Origin of the sequence: Streptomyces purpurascens (assembly GCF_045040895.1) — a bacterium.
Lineage (GTDB): Bacteria > Actinomycetota > Actinomycetes > Streptomycetales > Streptomycetaceae > Streptomyces > Streptomyces purpurascens.
The window spans coordinates 2,786,630-2,804,848 of the sequence record NZ_CP108341.1; the positions used below are offsets into that span (position 1 = coordinate 2,786,630).

General features: G+C 70.9%; 16 protein-coding genes and 2 pseudogenes. 7 read left to right on the forward strand and 11 right to left on the reverse strand.

Features of this window, described 5'->3' with window-relative positions; genetic code table 11:
* Positions 1-97: 97 nt before the first annotated feature.
* Complete coding sequence (locus tag OHU35_RS12720; RefSeq protein ID WP_189724789.1) at positions 98-514, forward strand: transglycosylase SLT domain-containing protein; 417 nt, start codon at positions 98-100, stop codon at positions 512-514.
* A gap of 81 nt (positions 515-595) precedes the next feature.
* On the opposite strand, the gene OHU35_RS12725 is transcribed toward OHU35_RS12720, so the two are convergent.
* Positions 596-1,831, reverse strand: coding sequence for a cytochrome P450 (locus OHU35_RS12725; RefSeq protein WP_189724790.1), 1,236 nt, complete (start codon positions 1,829-1,831; stop codon positions 596-598).
* Positions 1,832-2,048: 217 nt separating this feature from the next.
* On the opposite strand from OHU35_RS12725, the gene OHU35_RS12730 reads away from it, so the two are divergent.
* Positions 2,049-3,218, forward strand: a complete 1,170-nt coding sequence (locus tag OHU35_RS12730; RefSeq protein WP_189724791.1) for a steroid 3-ketoacyl-CoA thiolase — start codon at positions 2,049-2,051, stop codon at positions 3,216-3,218.
* Here the strand turns inward: OHU35_RS12730 and OHU35_RS12735 are convergent.
* Positions 3,202-3,387, reverse strand: coding sequence for a DUF397 domain-containing protein (locus OHU35_RS12735; protein WP_031107990.1), 186 nt, complete (start codon positions 3,385-3,387; stop codon positions 3,202-3,204). The two genes, OHU35_RS12730 and OHU35_RS12735, sit on opposite strands and share 17 nt — an antisense overlap.
* Positions 3,368-4,195, reverse strand: a complete 828-nt coding sequence (locus tag OHU35_RS12740) for a helix-turn-helix domain-containing protein (RefSeq protein WP_405505331.1) — start codon at positions 4,193-4,195, stop codon at positions 3,368-3,370. Before OHU35_RS12740 ends, OHU35_RS12735 begins: the two co-directional genes overlap by 20 nt.
* Before the next feature lie 91 nt (positions 4,196-4,286).
* Here OHU35_RS12740 and OHU35_RS12745 point away from each other — a divergent pair, with 91 nt between their 5' ends.
* The 3 genes from OHU35_RS12745 to OHU35_RS12755 are packed head-to-tail and all read left to right on the forward strand — an operon-like array spanning position 4,287 to position 9,797.
* Positions 4,287-4,697, forward strand: a complete 411-nt coding sequence (locus OHU35_RS12745) for an ATP-binding protein (protein WP_189724793.1) — start codon at positions 4,287-4,289, stop codon at positions 4,695-4,697.
* A 31-nt stretch (positions 4,698-4,728) separates the two neighbouring features.
* Positions 4,729-5,562 carry a hypothetical protein gene (locus OHU35_RS12750; RefSeq protein WP_189724794.1) on the forward strand — a complete coding sequence of 278 codons (834 nt, stop codon included), beginning with the start codon at positions 4,729-4,731 and terminating at the stop codon, positions 5,560-5,562.
* Complete coding sequence (locus OHU35_RS12755) at positions 5,559-9,797, forward strand: AAA family ATPase (RefSeq protein ID WP_189724795.1); 4,239 nt, start codon at positions 5,559-5,561, stop codon at positions 9,795-9,797. The genes OHU35_RS12750 and OHU35_RS12755 overlap by 4 nt, the downstream gene beginning before the upstream one ends.
* Here the strand turns inward: OHU35_RS12755 and OHU35_RS12760 are convergent.
* Positions 9,769-10,035, reverse strand: a complete 267-nt coding sequence (locus tag OHU35_RS12760) for a carboxypeptidase regulatory-like domain-containing protein (protein ID WP_189724796.1) — start codon at positions 10,033-10,035, stop codon at positions 9,769-9,771. The two genes, OHU35_RS12755 and OHU35_RS12760, sit on opposite strands and share 29 nt — an antisense overlap.
* Before the next feature lie 135 nt (positions 10,036-10,170).
* On the opposite strand from OHU35_RS12760, the pseudogene OHU35_RS12765 reads away from it, so the two are divergent.
* A pseudogene (locus OHU35_RS12765) lies at positions 10,171-10,305 on the forward strand (ATP-binding protein); the annotation flags it as partial.
* A gap of 37 nt (positions 10,306-10,342) precedes the next feature.
* Here the strand turns inward: OHU35_RS12765 and OHU35_RS12770 are convergent.
* Together OHU35_RS12770 and OHU35_RS12775 are read right to left on the reverse strand one after the other, a co-directional pair.
* Complete coding sequence (locus OHU35_RS12770; protein ID WP_189724797.1) at positions 10,343-11,155, reverse strand: hypothetical protein; 813 nt, start codon at positions 11,153-11,155, stop codon at positions 10,343-10,345.
* Positions 11,156-11,159: 4 nt separating this feature from the next.
* Positions 11,160-11,303, reverse strand: a complete 144-nt coding sequence (locus OHU35_RS12775) for a hypothetical protein (protein ID WP_189724798.1) — start codon at positions 11,301-11,303, stop codon at positions 11,160-11,162.
* A gap of 297 nt (positions 11,304-11,600) precedes the next feature.
* On the opposite strand from OHU35_RS12775, the gene OHU35_RS12780 reads away from it, so the two are divergent.
* Complete coding sequence (locus OHU35_RS12780; RefSeq protein ID WP_189724799.1) at positions 11,601-12,593, forward strand: LuxR C-terminal-related transcriptional regulator; 993 nt, start codon at positions 11,601-11,603, stop codon at positions 12,591-12,593.
* On the opposite strand, the gene OHU35_RS12785 is transcribed toward OHU35_RS12780, so the two are convergent.
* From OHU35_RS12785 to OHU35_RS12805, 5 genes and pseudogenes are all read right to left on the reverse strand, one after another.
* The gene (locus tag OHU35_RS12785) at positions 12,528-13,496 is read right to left on the reverse strand and encodes a DMT family transporter (protein WP_189724800.1); all 969 of its coding nucleotides are present in this window, start codon (positions 13,494-13,496) and stop codon (positions 12,528-12,530) included. The two genes, OHU35_RS12780 and OHU35_RS12785, sit on opposite strands and share 66 nt — an antisense overlap.
* Before the next feature lie 50 nt (positions 13,497-13,546).
* Positions 13,547-14,278, reverse strand: coding sequence for a 2OG-Fe dioxygenase family protein (locus OHU35_RS12790; RefSeq protein ID WP_189724801.1), 732 nt, complete (start codon positions 14,276-14,278; stop codon positions 13,547-13,549).
* Positions 14,279-14,339: 61 nt separating this feature from the next.
* Complete coding sequence (locus OHU35_RS12795) at positions 14,340-15,548, reverse strand: argininosuccinate synthase-related protein (RefSeq protein ID WP_189724802.1); 1,209 nt, start codon at positions 15,546-15,548, stop codon at positions 14,340-14,342.
* A gap of 151 nt (positions 15,549-15,699) precedes the next feature.
* A complete protein-coding gene (locus OHU35_RS12800) occupies positions 15,700-16,257 on the reverse strand; it encodes a collagen binding domain-containing protein (protein ID WP_372498788.1) in 558 nt (185 codons plus the stop codon).
* Positions 16,237-18,126: pseudogene (locus OHU35_RS12805) on the reverse strand (MFS transporter); the annotation flags it as partial. The gene OHU35_RS12800 and the pseudogene OHU35_RS12805, both read right to left, overlap by 21 nt.
* Positions 18,127-18,219 lie beyond the last annotated feature (93 nt).

Genomic DNA, 18,219 nt, shown 5'->3' on the forward strand with positions numbered 1-18,219 from the left:
CCCCGGGTGCGGCCACACCTAGTAAAAGGGGGCATTGCGGGCATCCGAGAAGACTGTTTCTGTGGGCGGCTGCCCCGTCCACGACGAAAGGTCACGCGTGCCCGCCGCTTCCGTCCTCCGCCGTGCCGCCACCCCGAAGAACGCTCTCGCCGGTACCGCCCTGGCCGCGGCCACCTGTGGCACCCTGATCGCCGCCGCACCCGCCCAGGGCGCGACGGCACAGGCATCCTCGGCCAAGGCGGTCGCGAAGAAGATGATCGGCGACGACGCCCAGTACGAGTGCTTCTCCAAGATCGTCGAGCACGAGAGCGACTGGGACGTGAACGCCCGGAACGCCTCCAGCGGCGCCTACGGCCTGGTCCAGGCCCTGCCGGGCGCCAAGATGGCCTCGGCCGGCTCCGACTGGAAGACCAACGCGGCCACCCAGATCGAGTGGGGTCTGGACTACATGAAGGACCGCTACGGCAGCGCCTGCGGCGCCTGGGACCACTGGCAGTCCAACCACTCCTACTGAGCCGGACCCGCCCCCCAAGACCGAAGGCGGCGGCCCCCTGATCCCCGGGGCCGTCGCCTTCGCCCTGCCCGCCGAGCCTCGTCAGCCCGTGCTCACCCGGAGTTCCTTCACGCCGTTGATCCACGCCGACCGCAGCCGACGCGGATCGTCGACCAGTTTCAGGCCCGGCATGGCGTCGGCGATGGCGTTGAAGATGAGGTCGATCTCCAGCACCGCGAGGGACTTGCCCAGGCAGTAGTGCGGCCCGCCCCCGCCGAAACCGAGGTGCGGGTTGGGATCGCGGCTGATGTCGAAGTCGTCCGGCTCGTCGAAGACCTCGGGGTCGTGGTTGGCGGAGGCGTAGAAGAGGCCGACGCGGTCGCCCTTGCGGATCCGCTTGCCGCCCAGCTCGGTGTCCTGGGTGGCGGTGCGCTGGAAGGCGGCGACCGGGGTCGCCCAGCGCACGATCTCCTCCGCCGTCGTCGACGGCCGGTCCCTCTTGTACAGCTCCCACTGTTCGGGGTGGGTGAGGAAGGCGTGCATGCCGTGGGTGATGGCGTTGCGGGTGGTCTCGTTGCCCGCGACGGCCAGCATCAGCACGAAGAAGCCGAACTCGTCCGAGTTGAGGTTGCCCTCGTTCTCCGCCGCGACCAGTTGCGTGACGATGTCGTGGGCGGGGCACTGCTTGCGGTCGGCGGCCATGTTCATCGCGTAGGCGATGATCTCCGTGGCCGACTCCGCTCCGACCTCCTCGGTGATGGCGTACTCGGGATCGTCGTACGCGATCATCTTGTTGGACCAGTCGAAGATCTTGTCCCGGTCCTCCTGCGGCACGCCCATCAGCTCGGCTATGGCCTGGAGGGGCAGTTCACAGGCGACCTGGGTGACGAAGTCGAACGGCCCGGTGTGCGTGCGGGCGTTCGCGACGATCCCCAGGGCCCGGGCCCGCAGCCGCTCCTCCAGCGCTCGGATCGCCCGGGGCGTGAACCCGCGCTGCACGATCTGCCGGACCCGGGTGTGCTCCGGCGGGTCCATGTTGAGCAGGATGAACCGCTGGGCGTCGATGGAGTCCCGGTCGATGTGCTCGTTGAAGCGGATGATCGCCGTGTTGAGGTACGACGAGAACAACTCCGGGTGCGTGGAGACGTACTTGACGTCGGCGTGCCGGGTGACGGCCCAGTACCCCTCGTCCTGGAAACCGGCGAGACCGGCCGGCTGCGGCACCCAGCAGACCGGTTCGACCCGGCGCAGCTCGGCGAACTCCGGCAGGGGCACGCGTTGATGCAGCAGGTCCGGGTCGGTGAAGTCGAACCCGTCGGGCAGCGCGGGACAGGGCATGGGCGGCTCCCACCACTCGTACCGACTCTTGTTCTGACGGCCCATCAGCTGTGCGGAGTTGCGGTGACGGTAGTAACGGGTTCTACAACTAGCAAGAGGCATGGACCCCCCAATTACCCGCACGACCCTTGCGGTCACCGAGTGGCGCTCAGCACACTGCTGACAGAACTAGAACGCGTACTAGTTCCGCGTAGCCTCCCGGAGAGGACCCGCACCCATGGCTGCCGAACCCGTGATCGTCGAAGCCGTACGCACCCCGATCGGCAAGCGCGGCGGCGCGCTCGCCCATCTGCACCCCTCCTACCTGCTGGGCGAGACCTACCGAGAACTCCTCGGCCGCACCGGCATCCCCGCCGACTGCGTCGAACAGATCGTCGGCGGTACGGTCACGCACGCCGGCGAGCAGTCCATGAACCCCGCGCGCACGGCCTGGCTGACGATGGGGCTGCCGTACGAGACGGCCGCGACGACCGTCGACGCGCAGTGCGGGTCGTCGCAGCAGGCCTCGCACATGCTGGCCAACATGGTCGCCACCGGCGTGATCGACGTCGGCATCTCCTGCGGCGTGGAGTCGATGTCCCGGGTGCCGCTGGGGTCGGGCTCCAAGCACGGACCCGGGAAGCCGTTCCCCGACGAGTGGAACGTGGACCTCCCGAACCAGTTCGAGGCGGCCGAGCGCATCGCCCGCCACCGTGGCCTCACCCGCGAGAACGTCGACGCCCTCGGACTCGCCTCCCAGGAACGGGCCGCCCACGCCTGGGCGGAGGAGCGCTTCAAACGAGAGACCTTCGCCGTCCAGGTCCCCACGACCGAGGAGGAGCAGCACGCCGGGCAGGGCATGTGGCGCCTGGTCGACAAGGACGAGGGCCTGCGCGACACATCGCCGGAAGCCCTGGCTTCCCTGAAGCCGATCATGCCTACGGCGGTGCATACGGCCGGCAACTCGTCGCAGATCTCCGACGGGGCGGCGGCGATCATGTGGGCGTCGAAGCGGATGGCCCGGGCCCTGAAGCTGAGGCCCCGGGCCCGGATCGTGGCTCAGGCGCTGGTGGGAGCCGACCCCCACTTCCACCTGGACGGACCGATCGACGCGACCAAGGCCGTGCTGGGCAAGGCCGGGATGTCCCTGAAGGACATCGACCTCGTCGAGATCAACGAGGCGTTCGCGTCCGTCGTACTGAGCTGGGCGCAGGTCTTCGAGCAGGACCTGGAGAAAGTGAACGTGAACGGCGGCGCGATCGCGCTCGGGCACCCGGTGGGAGCCACCGGGGCCCGGCTCATCACGACGGCGCTTCATGAACTGGAGCGCGCGGACAAGGAGTTCGCGCTGATCACCATGTGTGCGGGGGGCGGTTTGGCCACCGGCACGATCATTCAGCGGTTGTAGACGCCCAGTTGACGAAAGTGGCGAACGCGGCGGGATCGAGGCTCAGTATCGGTCCCGCCGGGTTCTTGGAGTCGCGTATTGCGATGGTGGTGTGCGGGGTTTCGGCGACCTCCAGGCATTGGCCGCCCTGGTCGCTGCTGTACGACGACTTATGCCACTGGATCCCCATAGCGTTCCTCCATCACGCGCCGGATGAGCTTCGCCGAGTCCTTGAGGGAGAGCGCGGCAGCTCGAAGGTGATCGTAACGGAGCGAGCAGTTCTTGACGGTGTCCGGATTCGCAGTTGGATGGCCGCTGCCGTAGCTCTCCGTGTAGACGATGGTCGGATCGCTCACAAAGTGGTAGACGTCGAATGAGCCTGTCAGCCCTGCGTGCGCACCCACCGAAAGCGGCAACACCTGGATGTTGATCCGAGGGTCGTGCTCGAAGGACAACAGGTGGGCCAGTTGCTCCCGCATGACCTCCGGGCTCCCGATCTCCAAGTACAGCGCGGCCTCGCTCAGGACCGCCCAGAAGACCGGCGGTTCCGCCTTATCGAAGACCCGCTGACGAGCCAGCCGTACCGCCGTGCGGTCTTCGAGGTCGGTCTGATCCAGCGCCCCGAGCACGGCCCCGGCGTACCCCTGGGTCTGCAGCAGTCCGAGGACCATGTGCGTCTGGAAGGAGCAGATCTCGGCGGCCCGCATCTCCAGCTCGGCCACCTGCTGGAACCAGGCCGGGAGCCGACTCCGCAGCACCAGCTCGACCAGCCGGGAGAACATCCCGTCCGTACCCAGCGCCGCATCCGCCCGTTCGCTGAACTCCGGCGTCGGAACCTTGCGCGCCGTCTCGATCTGGCCCACCAGCGAGCCGGTGTAGTTGAGGATTCCCCCGAGCTGCTTCAGCGTCAGTCCCGCCGCCTCCCTGTGCCGCCGTAGCTCGAAGCCGTAGTAGTCCAGCGGCGAGGCACCCGGGTCAAGGGCGTTGATGTTGGTCACGCAGAGCCCCTCTCACGCAACTCCGTCCACCACGGGACGGGTTGTATCCGTTCCGTAGCCGAGGGTAGTCACCGCACGTCAGCCTCGTCTCGTGAACGAATACTTTCCCGCCCAGTACACGATCCGGCTCACCGTCGGTGAACACGCCGCCCGGCACATCCGCCGTATCGTCCGCTCGTTCCTCGAAGAGTGGCGCACGCCCGAGCTGTCCGACGCCGTCGAACTGGGCGTGACCGAGCTGCTCGCGAACGTCGTACGGCATGTCCCGGACCGGCGCTGCACGCTGCTGTTGCTGCGTCAGCCGCACGGCGTGCGGGTGGAGGTGTCGGACGGCAGCGACCGGCTGCCCGTCCCCCCGCCTCGGCAGGACCCTGACGCCGAGGGCGGACGTGGGCTGCTCCTGCTCGACGCGATGGCCGACAAGTGGGGCGTGTCGGTGTGGCGTGAGGGCGGGAAGACGGTGTGGTTCGAATGCGGGGCCGAGCCGGCCACTCTAGAGTGAAGGGTCCTGCTGAACTCGGGGGACGGGTGCGATGGCGCGGATCGTTGGTGTGCACGGAGTGGGGAAGCAGCGGCTGGGAAGCAAGACGCTGCTGAAGGACTGGGAGCCGGCGCTCGCCGACGGGCTCGACCTGGCGGGCGGCCCGGAACTCACCCCCGGTGACCTGCGGATGGCGTTCTACGGCGATCTGTTCCGGCCCCCCGGGCACACTCTGGCCGTCGGCGACCCGATGTTCACGGCGGAGGACGTGGAGGACGGGTTCGAGTCGGAGCTGCTGCTGGAGTGGTGGGCGGAGGCGGCACGGGTCGATCCGGGCGTGCCGCCGCCCGGTGGGGACACCCTGGCCCGCTCCCCACGTGCCGTGCAGACGGCCCTGCGGGTCCTCCAGCACTCGCGCTTCTTCGGCGATGTGACCCTACGGGCGCTGGTCTTCGACCTGAAGCAGGTCCGCCGCTATCTGCTGGACGGGGAGTTGCGGGAGGCGGCCCGGAGCCGGGTCGAGGAGGCGATAGGCCCCGACACGCGGGTGGTGGTGGCGCACTCGCTCGGCTCGGTCGTCGCGTACGAGGCCTTGTGCGCACTGGACGGGCACGGAGTGCGCGCGCTGGTGACGCTGGGGTCGCCGCTGGGGATGCGGATGGTGGTCGACCGGCTGCGACCCGGGCCTGAGACGTGGCCGGGGACGGCGTCGTGGACGAACGTCGTCGACCAGGGCGATGTCGTGGCAGCGGTGCGGGACCTGTCGCTGTTCTTCGGGACGGGCGTGGCCGGACGGGTCGTCCACAACGGCTCGCACGCGCACGACGCCACGCTCTATCTGACGGCGAAGGAGACGGGCGAAGCGGTGGCGGAGGGCCTGGCGTGAGCGGGACCGAGCCACGGCGTTTCCTCATCGCGACCGCTGTCAGCCACTACCCGAACGCGCCTGCGGAGCTGGAGTGGGACCGGCCGGGTTTGGTGGAGGCCCGTCGCAGGGTGGTGGAGCTGTTCACCGGCGAGCTCGGCTACACGCACGTGTCCGACCTCGGCCTGAACCCCAGCAAGCACCAACTGCTGCGCGAGTTGCGCGAGTTCTGCCGTGCTCCAGAGCGGCGTCCGGACGATGTCGTCGCCGTGTACGTCGCGGGGCACGGGGAGGTCCTCGACAACGGCGACTATGTCCTGCTCACCGCGGACACCGAGCCGGACGATCTGTACGACGCGCTGTTGCCCGGCACGCTGGCGCGCAAGATCCTCGCCGGCACGAAGGTGCGGCGGCTGCTGCTGATGCTCGACACCTGCTTCTCCGGCCAGGGCGGCAACGAACTGCTGGCCGCCATGGCCCGGTTGAAGAACGACTGGCGCGAGGACGAGGCCGGTCTGGCGGTGATCACCTCGGCGCAGCCGCGGGAACTCGCCCAGACGGGTGCCTTCCCGGAGCTGCTGGCGGAGGCGGTGACCAGCCTGGCCACGGCCGGTTACACCCCGCCGCTGCTGGCCCTGGACGCGGTCGTGAACGCCACGCGCACCAACCCGAAGCGCCCGGACTTCCAGCACATCGGCCTGGAGATCATCGGCCTGACGGGCCAGATCCCGCCGTTCCTGCCCAACGCGAAGCACAGCCACCGTCTTTCCCACACCGACATGGCGCTGCAACAGGCGGCGGAGTGGGACGAGCAGGACAAGCGCCGGGACGTGGAGTTCCGGACGCGGCTGCTGCGGCGGGCGATGGGGCACAGCGACCCCAGCCGGGTGGGCTGGTGGTTCTCGGGCCGCCATCAAGCTCTCCACGACATCACCGCGTGGCTCGGCGACCCGGCGGCCGAGGCGTGCCCGGCGCTGGTGGTCACCGGGGCTCCCGGCTCGGGCAAGACGGCCGTACTGGGTCTGCTGGCGGCGGTGAGCGATCCCGAGTACCGGCGTACGGTGCCGCTGGCGTCGATCGGGCTGCGCCACACGCAGCTTCCGCCCGCGCAGGCCATCGGCACGACCGTGTACGCGCAGAGCCTCACCGACCAGCAGATCGTGCGGGCCATCTGCGCGGCGCTTCGGCTGCCGCCGGCGGAGGCGGTGGCGGACCTGCTCAACCATCTCGGCGTCCGCCCCGAACCGGACCGTCCGCAGGTCGTCCTGATCGACGGTCTGGACGAGGCGGCGACGCCGACGACCCTGTGCGGCCAGGTGTTACGCCCTCTGATGGAGCTGGCTGCCCCTCATCTGCGTCTCCTCCTCGGCACCCGCCCCCACCTCTTCGCTCCCCTCGGTCTGTCTCCGGACGGCCACATCGACCTCGACTCGCCCCTGTACGCCGACCCGGCCGCCGTACTGGTCTACACGCTCCGCAACCTCCTGGACGCCCACCGGGACTCCCCCTATCTCGAATGCGGGCACGACGTGCGGATGGGGGTGGCGAAGGCGGTCGCCGCCGCGGCCGGGCACTGCTTCCTGGTCGCCCGCATCACGGCTGGCACGCTCGCCGCGACCCCAGCCCTGCCCGACCCGGACGACCCCGTCTGGCGCCGCTCCCTGCCCAGCGCCGCGGCCGACGCCATGCACCGCGACCTGCACCAGCGTTTCGCCGAGGACGCCGACCGCATCCTCGACCTCCTCCGCCCCCTCGCCTACGCCGAGGGCCAGGGCCTGCCCTGGGAGGACATCTGGGCCCCGCTCGCCTCGGAACTCGCCGGCCGGCCGTACACCAACCACGACCTTCACCAACTCCGGCGAGACGCCGGGGCGTACGTCGTCGAAGCAGTGGAGGACGGGCGGTCGGTGTACCGGCTGTACCACGAATCGATGGCGGAGTATCTGCGACAGGGGCAGGACCCGGGGCGGGCGCACCGGGCGTTCACGGTGGTGCTGCGGGAGGCGGTGCCGTATCACCTGGACGGAACACGCGACTGGGGGCGGGCACATCCGTACGCCCTGCGGCACCTGGCCACCCACGCGGTCGCCGCCGGTTTGCTCGACACGCTGCTGGCCGACACCGAGTACCTGGTCCACGCGGACTGTGACACCCTCGCCCTCCACCTGCTGCGGGCCGAGAGCGACCTCGCGCGCCTGCACGCGGCGATCTATCTCCTCGCCCTCAACGTCCATCGCGAGCTGGACGTGGCGAGCCGGCGCCAGGTCCTGGCGGTGAACGCCGCTCGTTTCAACGTGCCGACGGTGCTGGAGGCGTTCAACAGCCGGTCGGCCAAGCGTGCGTGGAAACCCGCCACCGCGTCCGGCTGGCAGGTGTCGGCCAACATGCGGGGCGCGTTGGTCGGTCACACGGCCCCGGTGGGCGGGGTGGCTTGCACGGAGCTGAACGGCCGGCCGGTCGCCGTCACCGCTGCCCGGGACAACACCGTGCGGATCTGGGATCTGACCACCGCACGGCCGCTCGGAGAACCGCTGTCCGGGCACACCGACGCGGTCCAGGCGGTGGTGTGCACGGAGCTGGACGGCCGCCCCGTCGCCGTCACCGGCTCGAAGGACAACACGGTCCGGATCTGGGACCTGACCACCGGCCGCCCCGTGGGAGAGCCCCTGACCGGCCACACCAAGTCGGTGGAGAAGCTGGTGTGCACGGAGCTGGACGGCTGCCCGGTCGCCGTCACCGGAGCGGAGGACAACACGGTCCGGATCCGGGACCTGGCCACCGGCCGCCCCGTGGGAGTGCCGCTGACCGTGAAGGGCCATGTGATCTCCCTCTCGTGTGCGGTGGTGCGTGGCCGGCCCGTCGTCGCCGTCAGCGCGATCGGAGAAGATCTGTTTGTCTGGGACCTGGCGTCCCAGCGCAAGCTGCGCGCTCTGCAGGGCACCAGGGACCTCTGGATCCTGGCCGTGGGATGTACACGGCTGGACGACCGCCCGGTCGCGGTCGGCCACGCACGGGACGGTTCCATGCACCTCTGGGACCTGGAGACCGGCCAGTACCTGGCCGAGTGGCCAGGCCACGCCGACTGGGCGTTCTCGCTGGTGTGCGCGGAGCTCGACGGCCGGCCGGTCGCGCTCGTCAGCCATCAGGACGCGACCGTCCGGACCTGGGACCTGACCACGCGGCAGCAGGTGGGGCCGCCGCTGAAGGGGCACAACTCCGGTGTTCTGTCGGTGACATGCTCGTCACTGTCCGGGCAGTCGGTCGCCGTCACCGGATCGTTCGACGGCACGGCGCGGGTCTGGGACCTGTCGCCTCGCCAGGTCGCCGGCGAACCCGTGATCGGTCACACCAACGTGGTCACGAGCCTCGACCTGTCGTCCCTCGACGAACGACCCGTCCTGGTCACCGCCTCCGAGGACAGAACCGTGCGGGTGTGGGATCTTGCCACCGGACTGCCCGTGGGCGAGCCCATGGCCGGCCACGCGGAAGGTGTGGTCTCCATGGTCTGCACGATGCTGGCCGGTCGCCCGGTCGCGGTCAGCAGTGGCGACCTGGACTACACCGTGCGGACATGGGACCTCTTGTCGGGCGAGCCCGTGGGGGCGCCCATCCTGCTCGACTTCGAATCCGTCGAGCGGGTGGCGTGCACCGCCCTGAAGGGACGCCCGGTCGTGGTCGGCACGACGTTGAAGGCCAACGTACGGGTGTGGGATCTCGCCACGGGCGAAGGGGTGTATCCGCCCCTCAAGGGCCACAGCAGATGGGCCTCGGTCGTCGCGTGCACGGTACTGGACCGCCGCCCGGTCGCCGTCACGGCGTCCTCGGCCGACAAGACCGTGAGGGTCTGGGATCTGGCCAAGGGCCGAGCCCTGGGGGCTCCCGCACCGGGCTATTCGCAGGGGCCGATCGCCTGTACGACGCTGGGCGACCGCCCAGTGGTCCTGTTCGCCTCGGAAGACCACGCGATCCGGGTGCGGGACCTGCGCACACACCAGGACGTCGGGCCCGCGATGACCGGCCACACCCGATTCGTGACCGCCCTGGTGTGCGCCGAGTTGGACGGCCGCCCGGTCGCCGTCACCGGCTCGACCGACCACTCGGTCCGGATCTGGGATCTCCACGCCTTCAGCCTCATCGATGTCATCCACGTACCCGGAACGTGCCAAGCGGTGGCCCTGCACGAAGGCGGCCTCCTGGCCTGTGCCTTCGGTAGTGACATAGCCGTCTTCAGCAGAGAGGGCCGTCAGCTGTCCTGATGCGCCAGCCGCGGATGGACCTGGCGATCAGGGAGTAGTCGCCCGCGTCCAGGTCGGTGAAGGCGTAGGCGCCGTCCGCGCCGGTGATGGCGGTGCCCACGACGTTCCCGGCCGCGTCGACGAGGGTGACCCGCGCGTCGGATACGGGGGTGCGGCCGTTGCCCGCCGGTACAACGCCCTGCAACCGCGCGCCGGGTCGGAGCAGCACCTCGAGGCCGGTGGCCGGGGCGCCGGACATCTCAGGGAGCGCGGCCGGGCGGTAGCCGGTGGCGTTCACGCACGACCGTGAGGTCACGGGCGGGCAGGTCGCCGAAGCCGAACGCGCCGGTCACGTCGTACGGCATGTCCCGGACCGGCCCCGCCCCGGCAGGACCCTGACGCCGAGAACGGCCGTGGACTGCTCCTGCTCGACGCGATGGCCGACAAGTGGGGCGTGTCGGTGTGGCGTGAGGGCGGGAAGACGGTGTGGTTCGAGTGCGGACGGCCTCGGGAAGCTCTGGAAAGCTGATTCCCGCTCGGGCGTGGTGCGCGGACCTCACCCCGGGTCAGACCGGGGTCCCCGCCGTGCACACCCACGGCAGCCGTGAGATCAGCCAGCCGTCGCCCAGGGGGGCTCCCTCGGCGGTGAGCAGGGTTCCCGAGCGGACTCGTACGGCATCCGTCAGTGCCGTACCGCGTAGTGCGGGAGCCTCGGACAGTGCCTGCGCGAGTGGCGTGACGGCGGCTCTGACCCGGCGTCCCGCGCACATCTGGGGGTGGACGGCCCACACTTCACGGTCCGATGCCGCCTGGCGCAGCCGAGCGAAGGAGGTCAGTCCGCAGTCAGTCGGGGTGAGGACGGGACCCGCGCCCTGTGCGAAGCGCGCGAACCGGTCCTGCGGTGCCAGCACCGCCAGCGCGCCACCGGGGCCCGGCGCGAGCCCCGCCCGCCCGGCCTCCTCGCCGACCGCGAGCCCGAGCGCGGCCCAGCCGGGCTCCTCGTCCTGGGCGACGGCGAGCGCGTTCACCCCCAGGGCCAGCGCTCCCTCGACGATCCTGCGGGCCAGCGCGTCCCCGTCGGGTGCCCAGCTCAGTGCGGGCGCCCCGGCCCGTACGAAGGGCAGCAGACAGGGCAGCCCCGCGGCCTGGTACACCGGCAGGGCTCGGCGGGCCCCCTCCGCGTCGGTGTGGCCGACGACCGCCGCGTAACCGGCAGCGGCGACCGTGCGGGCGACATCCGGCGCCTCGTCGTACACATGCCACTCAGCGGCGTCCGGGCGGGCTGCTCTGACCCGTTCCAGATGGCCGAGAAGGGCCGCTCCCCAGTCCGTACGCGGACCGGTCAGCGGTGCGACGACGGCGACTCTCGGACCGGCCATCGGCTCATCCCCAGATCAGCGAGTCGCTGCTCGTGGCCACGGCCACGGCCTCGGTGCCGTTCGCCGTGGTGCTCGGCGCGCCGCCGAGGACCAGGGTCGTGACGAGCACCGCGAACAGGCCACTGAGCAGGCGAGAAGAAGCAGACATGAGGGTCCCCCTGGATTGTCGTCCGACAGGTCGTCGTTCGACGGTCGCCGAGTGTGTGGTCAGCGGCGAACGCCGGGGGCTCAGCATGGTGTGGCGAGGCCGTTCGCGCCTATGGCGGCGGGAGTTCCGGGACCGGCCATGGCCAGGGGCGGACGACGGCCGAGGGCACGGCGTGGCGGCCGTCCGGCTGTCCGTATAGCGGACTGCGGCTTTTCCGATGGAGGAAACCGTTTCTAAGATCCCTCGACGGAGCGTCAGGGGGACGGCGCTCGTGAATCTGTAGGGGGACGATTCCACGTGGACGCACGCGCCCGAGCACAGGAGCTCTACCGGCTCGCTCTCGACAACGCGGCCTGGCACCCGGAGACCCTCACCGAGAACCGCGGCTGGAGCGGGACGGAACTCGCCGAGGCGCTCCGGCTGCTCGGCGAACTCGGCCTGTTCGTACCGTCCTCGGACAACCGCAACGGCTGGACGGCGCTCGCCCCGGACACCGCGCTGCGCAAGCTGCTCCTCGACGAGGAACAGCACACGAACGCCCTGCTGAACACCGTCCGGCAGACACGCTCCTCGCTCGCCCGGGTCCTGGCGGACTTCCAGCCGGTGCACGCCCGCGACCTGGCCTCCGTACAGATGGAGGTGGTGAATGGTATGGCCAATGTATCGGCGGTTTTAGAGGACGCCTCGCGGCGGGCGGAGGAGGAGGTTCTCTCGCTGCACCCCGGCCGCGCGCTGCCCGCGGGGATCATCGAGGCGGGACTCGAACGCGACCGGATCGTGCTGGGCCGCGGCGTACGGATGCGTACGATCCATCTGAGCTCGGCGGCCACCGCCCCGCACATGACGGCCTATCTGCGGCGGCTGAACGGCGCGGGCGCCCATGTCCGCACCGCGCACACCCTGCCGCTGCGGCTGATCGTGGTGGACCACTCGCTGGCGATCGTGCCCGCGTCCCAGACATCGGACGGGGAGATCGCCGCCGTCGTGCTGCGCGGCGAGACGCTGGTCGGGGTGTTCCGGGGGATCTTCGAACACTGCTGGGCCAGTGCCACCGTGCTGACCGAGTCCGCGACCGACAGCCCCGAGGGCGACTGGCACCCGACCGGCCGCCACCGCGAGCTGGTGCGGATGCTCGCGGGCGGACTCACCGACGAGGCGATGGCCCGCAAGCTCGGGGTCTCCGAGCGCACGGTCCGCCGCCTCGTCTCCGAACTGACCGAACGGCTAGGAACGGCCAGCCGATTCCAGGCCGGTGTCTGCGCCGTCCGGCTCGGCTGGCTCGACGACTGACGTCCGCCGCGGGGCGGCCGCGCTACGGCCCCATGCCGTGCCCGCGAGCACGAGGAGCGCGCCCAGCAACCCCAGCCATCCCGGCCGGTCCCCGGCGAGCGCGATTCCGACGACGGCGGCCCACACCGGCTCGGTGCCGAGCAGCAGGCTGACCCGGGAGGGCGACGTCCGGCGTACGGCCCACATCTGCACGAAGAACGCGAACAGGGTGCAGAACGCCGACAGGTAGAGCAGTCCGAGCCAGTCCCCGGCGTCGAAGCCCGCCGTGGCCGCCCACGGGGTGCTGCCGGTACCGGGCGCCGCGAACAACAGCGCGAACACCACGACCGCGCTGCCCAGTTGAACCGTGGTCATCGACAGCGCGTCCGCGCCCTGCACCGACCGCATGCGCGACATCGCCAGGACGTGCACGGTACGGGCCACGGCCGCGCCCAGCATCAGCAGATCACCGAGGGACGGTGCGCTGAACCCGGCGCCCTGGGTGAGGAGCAGGACACCCAGCACCGAGAGTCCCGCGGCCGCGGCGAACGACCGGGAGGGCCGGGTGCCGGTGAGCCGGCTCTCCGCGAGCGGCGTGAAGATCATGGTGAGGCTGATGATGAGCCCGGCGTTGGTCGCGGAGGTGTGCACGACGCCGTACGTCTCCAGGAGGAAGATCCCCGACAGGATCAGCCCGAGGACGCCGGCGCCCCGTATCTGTGTTCCGTCGAGCGCCCGCAGCTTGCGCCACCCGGTGACGACCAGGACCGGCAGCACCACCCCGAACCGCAGGACGAGCACGGCCAGGACGGTTTGGGTCGTGGTGATGTCCTTGGCGGCGAGATAGCTGGAGCCCCACACCACCGCGACCAGCAGGACGGGCAGATCGGTCAGCCAGGCGCGGCGGGCCGCGTTGACGGTCATGAGGGGCTCCTAGGGCGGCGGACGATGAGGTGTGGGGCTGGAGCGGCGGCTCAGCGCGCGGTGTAGGCGATCACCAGGACGTCGCGATGAGCGGCGAGTTCGGAGTCCACCGGCCGCACCGGGGTCACCGAGTGCAGCGTGCGGCGGTCGTCGCCCAGCAGCAGGTCACCGGGCTCGGACAGGGTAACCGTGAGCAGCTGCTCACCCTCGTCGGAGTAGACGCCGCTCTCACCGCCGGTGACATTGGTGCGGCCGATCAGCAGCGAGGTGATGAAGGTGACGCCGTCCCGGTGCCGGCCCTCGGGCGCCGGCTGGCCCTGCTGGTCCGAGGAGGCGCTGATGCGGTACGGGTGCAGTTTCACGTTCCACGACGCGGTGCCGTCGACGGCGGTGAAGATCCGGCCGAGTTCGACGAGGACGGAACGCAGCAGCGGGTCACCGGTGAAGGACTCGGTCAGCGGGTCGAATACCCGCTCGACGCCGCCGTTGAGCGGATTGATGTCCGACTCCTGACGGTACGGCGCGTGCGGAAGCAGGGTGAGTGCGCCCTCGGCCGGGTCGAGCTCGAACTGTCCGTAGCGACGGAACCGGTACGTGCCTCCGTCGGCCATGTACGTGTCGAGGGTGAGCTCGTCCCAGTGGGCGGCGAAGCGCGCCCAGTCGGCGGCGCCGACACCGGCCAGCGCGGAGAGCTGCGCGGCGGGCATCAGATGACCGCCGGGCCCGGCAAGGGCGTTGACTGCGTCGACGGCGGCGGGGTGATGGACGGCGGCAGTGGTCATGGCGTGCTCCATGGGAGAAGAGAGGACGAGGGGAGACGATGAGAAGGGCGGGAGGGAAGACTCAGACGGTGGCGAGAACGGTCTCCGCCGCAGGGACGAACGGCGCCGACTCCGCGCTGATCGCCCGCTCCTCCCACTTCTCCCGGTCACGCAGATACAGCGGCGATCCGACGGCGATGGAGCGCGTGTCGGCGCCACCGGTGCGCAGTCGCCAGGTCACGGACCCGGTGGTGCGGGCGGCGCAGGCGTCGATGAACACCTGGGCGGCGAGCCGCAGTTCGCCGAACCAGCGGCCCTCGAGGGCCTCCCGCGTCCAGACCTGTTCCAGATGCCGCTTCTCACGGATGAGTTCGGCGTCCAGGCAGGCGCTCTCGATGTGCCGGTAGCCGCTGAGCAGGAGCCAGGCGGCGGGCATCTCACGGATCTCGAGGACCTTCTCGCCGTGATCGAGGTGCTCCAGGCCGGAGTAGCGGCCGAGTCCGTACGCGCCGACCCGCCGGTTGAGCCGCTCGACCAGCCCGGTCAGCGGCAGCGGTTCTCCGTCGAGAGCGACGGGCACCCCGTGTTCGAAGGTGACGGTCAGGGTGTCGGTGTCGCCGGGGCGGGCGGTCGGCCGGCTCCAGGTGTACATCTCCTCGGGGACCTCGTGGAGTTCGGGGTCGTCGAGGATGCCCGACTCGAACTCGCGGCACCACAGGTTGGAGTCGCCGCTGACGATCCGCCCGGCGAGCAGATCGATGCCGGCGGCGCGCAGTTCGACGAGCTTGTCGTCGCGAGTGACGGGATCGAGGTCGTACGGGCTGCCGAACGCGCCCTCGTAACCGAGCAGCGCCAGCGCTCCGTTGAGACGGCGCAGGGTGTTCTGGGAGCGGTTGGCGGTGTGCAGCACGGCCTGCGCGCCGAGCGCACGGGCCAGTCCGACCGCACTGTGGGCGATCAGTGGGCGGCTCAGCGTGGAGCTGACGGGGTGGATATTGAGGTAGACGGCCTGAGCGGCGATCGCTGGAGCCACGTACCGGTCGGCGAACTCGGCACGACGATCGAGGATGTGGATCGTCGCGCCGAGCGCTTCGGCCACCTGGCGTTTGTAGGTGCTGGACTCGTCCTCGCCGATGTCGACGCTCACGGCGTGCACCTCGCGGATGCCCATCCGCCGCAGCCGCAGCAGCAGATACGAACTGTCGAGTCCGCCGCTGAACAGGGTCACGACGGGGCGGTCCGGGTCCAGGGAGCCGAGCTGCGAGAAGGAACGTACGAGCGGGGGACGCATGGCCTCTTCAACCTCTGCACTGGTCACAGGGAAGGAGACTTCCGTGCCGGGAAGCGCACGACAACGGATTCCGGCGTCCGTGCCCGGCCATGACCGGACCCGGAAACGCCGCGGCGACAGCCCAGGATCCTGAAGAGTTGCGCAGACGCCGTCAGCTGTCCTGATGAGCCAGCTGCGGATGGACGTCGTTCGGGCTCCGGCCGTCCACGGTGACGGTCGTGGCCACGGGCGCGTATCCGCTGGCGATCAGGGAGTAGTCGCCCGCGTCCAGGTCGGTGAAGGCGTAGGCGCCGTCCGTGCCGGTGATGGCGGTGCCCACGACGTTCCCGGCGGCGTCGACGAGGGTGACGCGGGCGTCGGCCACGGGGTTGCGGCCGTCGCCCGCGCGGACGACGCCCTGCAACCGTGCGCCGGGTCGCAGCAGTATCTCGAGGCCGGTGGTCGGGGCGCCGGACGTCACGGGGAGCGCGGCCGGGCGGTGGCCGGGGGCGTTCACGGCGATCGTGAGGTCACCGGCGGGCAGATGGCCGAAGCCGAACGCGCCGGTCATGTCCGTCATGCCCGTGGCCAGGACGTCGCCGCGGATGTCCGTCACGACGACCGTCGCGCCCTCCACCGGCAGCCTGTCGTCGGCCGTGGCCACCGTGCCCGCGAGGCCGCTGCCGCCGGACAGGACCACGTCGTGGGGCAGCGGTTCCTCGCCGAGCACGAGCGTGGCGGCCTGGGGCTGGTGGCCGTCCGCCGCCGCGATCAGGACGTACGAACCGGCCCCGGGGGCGGTCAGCCGGTAGCGGCCGGCGTCGTGGGCCACGGCCCGGCCGACCTGGCGCCCGGCCAGGGAGATCAGGGTGAGCGTGGCGCCTGCCATGGCGTTTCCGGTGCCGTCGCTCACCCGGCCGGTGACGCCGGGGCCGGTCGCGGCGGCAGGCTCGGGCGCGGACCCGGAACCGGGCGCGGACCGGGACGTGAGCGCACCCCCGGACGCGGGCTCAGGCGCGGACCCGGACGCGCGCTCGGGCGCGGGCTCGCGCTCGGCCCCGGGCTCGGACACCGGCTTCGGCTTGCGCAGCAGCACCGCCCCCACCACCGCCGCCACCAGCGCCAGCGACGCCGCCACGATCAGGCAGAGCTGGAGGCCGTCGAGGAAGGACTCGGACAGGGCGCCCAGGGCGCGGCCGGTGTCGGCTCCCAGGTCCAGGCGGGACACGGCTCCCAGTCCGGCGGTGTCGACAGCGGCGGTGACCTGATGGGCCGTCGCCCCGTTCACGCCGGCGTCGGCGAGGTGACCGGGCAGGGCGTCGGCGGCCTTGGTGGTCAGCAACGTGCCCAGGACGGCGGGGCCGAGGGCGCCGCCGACCTGCCGGAAGGCGTTGTTGCCCGCCGCCGCCATACCGGCCAGGTGGTGCGGCACGGACGCGACGGCGGTGGCGGTCATCGGGGTGATGACCAGGCCCATGCCGAGGCCGAGCAGGGCCAGGCGCCAGGCCAGCGGCCCGAACGCGGTGTGCGCGTCGAGGGCGGTGAGGGACAGCAGCGCGGCCGTGGTGGCGAGCAGGCCGGTGGTGATCAGGGCGCGGGCCGGGATGCGCCGCATCAGCGGTCCGACGACGACTCCGAGGAGCAGGCTCACCGCCGTCACCATCAGCATGCGGTAGCCCGCGTCGAGGGTGTCGAGCCGCTGCACCATGCCGAAGTAGAGGCTGAGGACGAAGAAGAAGCCGATCAGGCCCAGGAAGCTGATCATCGCGATGAGCGTGGTCGCGCTGAAGGCGGCGCTGCGGAACAGCGTCAGGTCCAGCATGGGGCTGGGGCTGCGCCGTTCGGCCAGGACGAAGGCGAGGGCGCCGACGGCCGCGAGGGCCAGGGCGACGACGACCTCGGGCTCGGAGAAGGACTGTGCGCCGCCCTCGATCACGCCGTAGACGAGCGCGACGATGGTCAGCGCGGCGGTGAACTGGCCGGGCCAGTCCAGCTTGCGCGAACCGGGGGCGCGCGAGTCGGCGACCAGCGGCACGGCGACCGCCATGGTGAGGAGGGCCACGGGTATGGCGGGCAGGTAGATCCAGTGCCAGGCGGTGTGCTGGAGGATCACGCCCGCCATGAGGGGGCCGACGGCCAGCGCCAGCGACAGGGCGGCGGCCCACAGTCCGACGAACTTGGCGCGTTCGTGGGGGTTGGGCACGGCGTGGCTGATCAGCGCCAGTGTCGTGGGCAGCAGGGCCGCCGCGCCCGTCCCGGCCAGCGCCTGCCCGGCCCACAGCACCTGGACCGACTGCGCGCTCATCGCGACGGCGGCCCCGGCGGCCGAGAACAGCAGCCCGGCCTGGAAGACCTTCTTGCGGCCGTGCACGTCTCCGACGACCCCGGCCGTCAGGATGAGCGCGGCCATGGGCAGGACGAACGCGTCCGAGACCCAGGACAGTTGGGAGGTCGAGGCGTGCAGGTCCCGCTGGATCGCGGGGAGACTGACGGAGACGGTGGTGACCGGCAGGTAGGCGACGAACACCCCGATGCAGGCCATCAGGAGTGTGGCTTTCGGACTCCGCCGAGGTCCGTCAGCCGTCGTTGCCACGTTCACAGAACCCTCCATGTCGACGTTCGGGTGGACAGCGAGGCACACCTTTCAGCCACACGCGGCCGAGAGCCAGCCAGAGCCCGCCCGGGTGCGGAA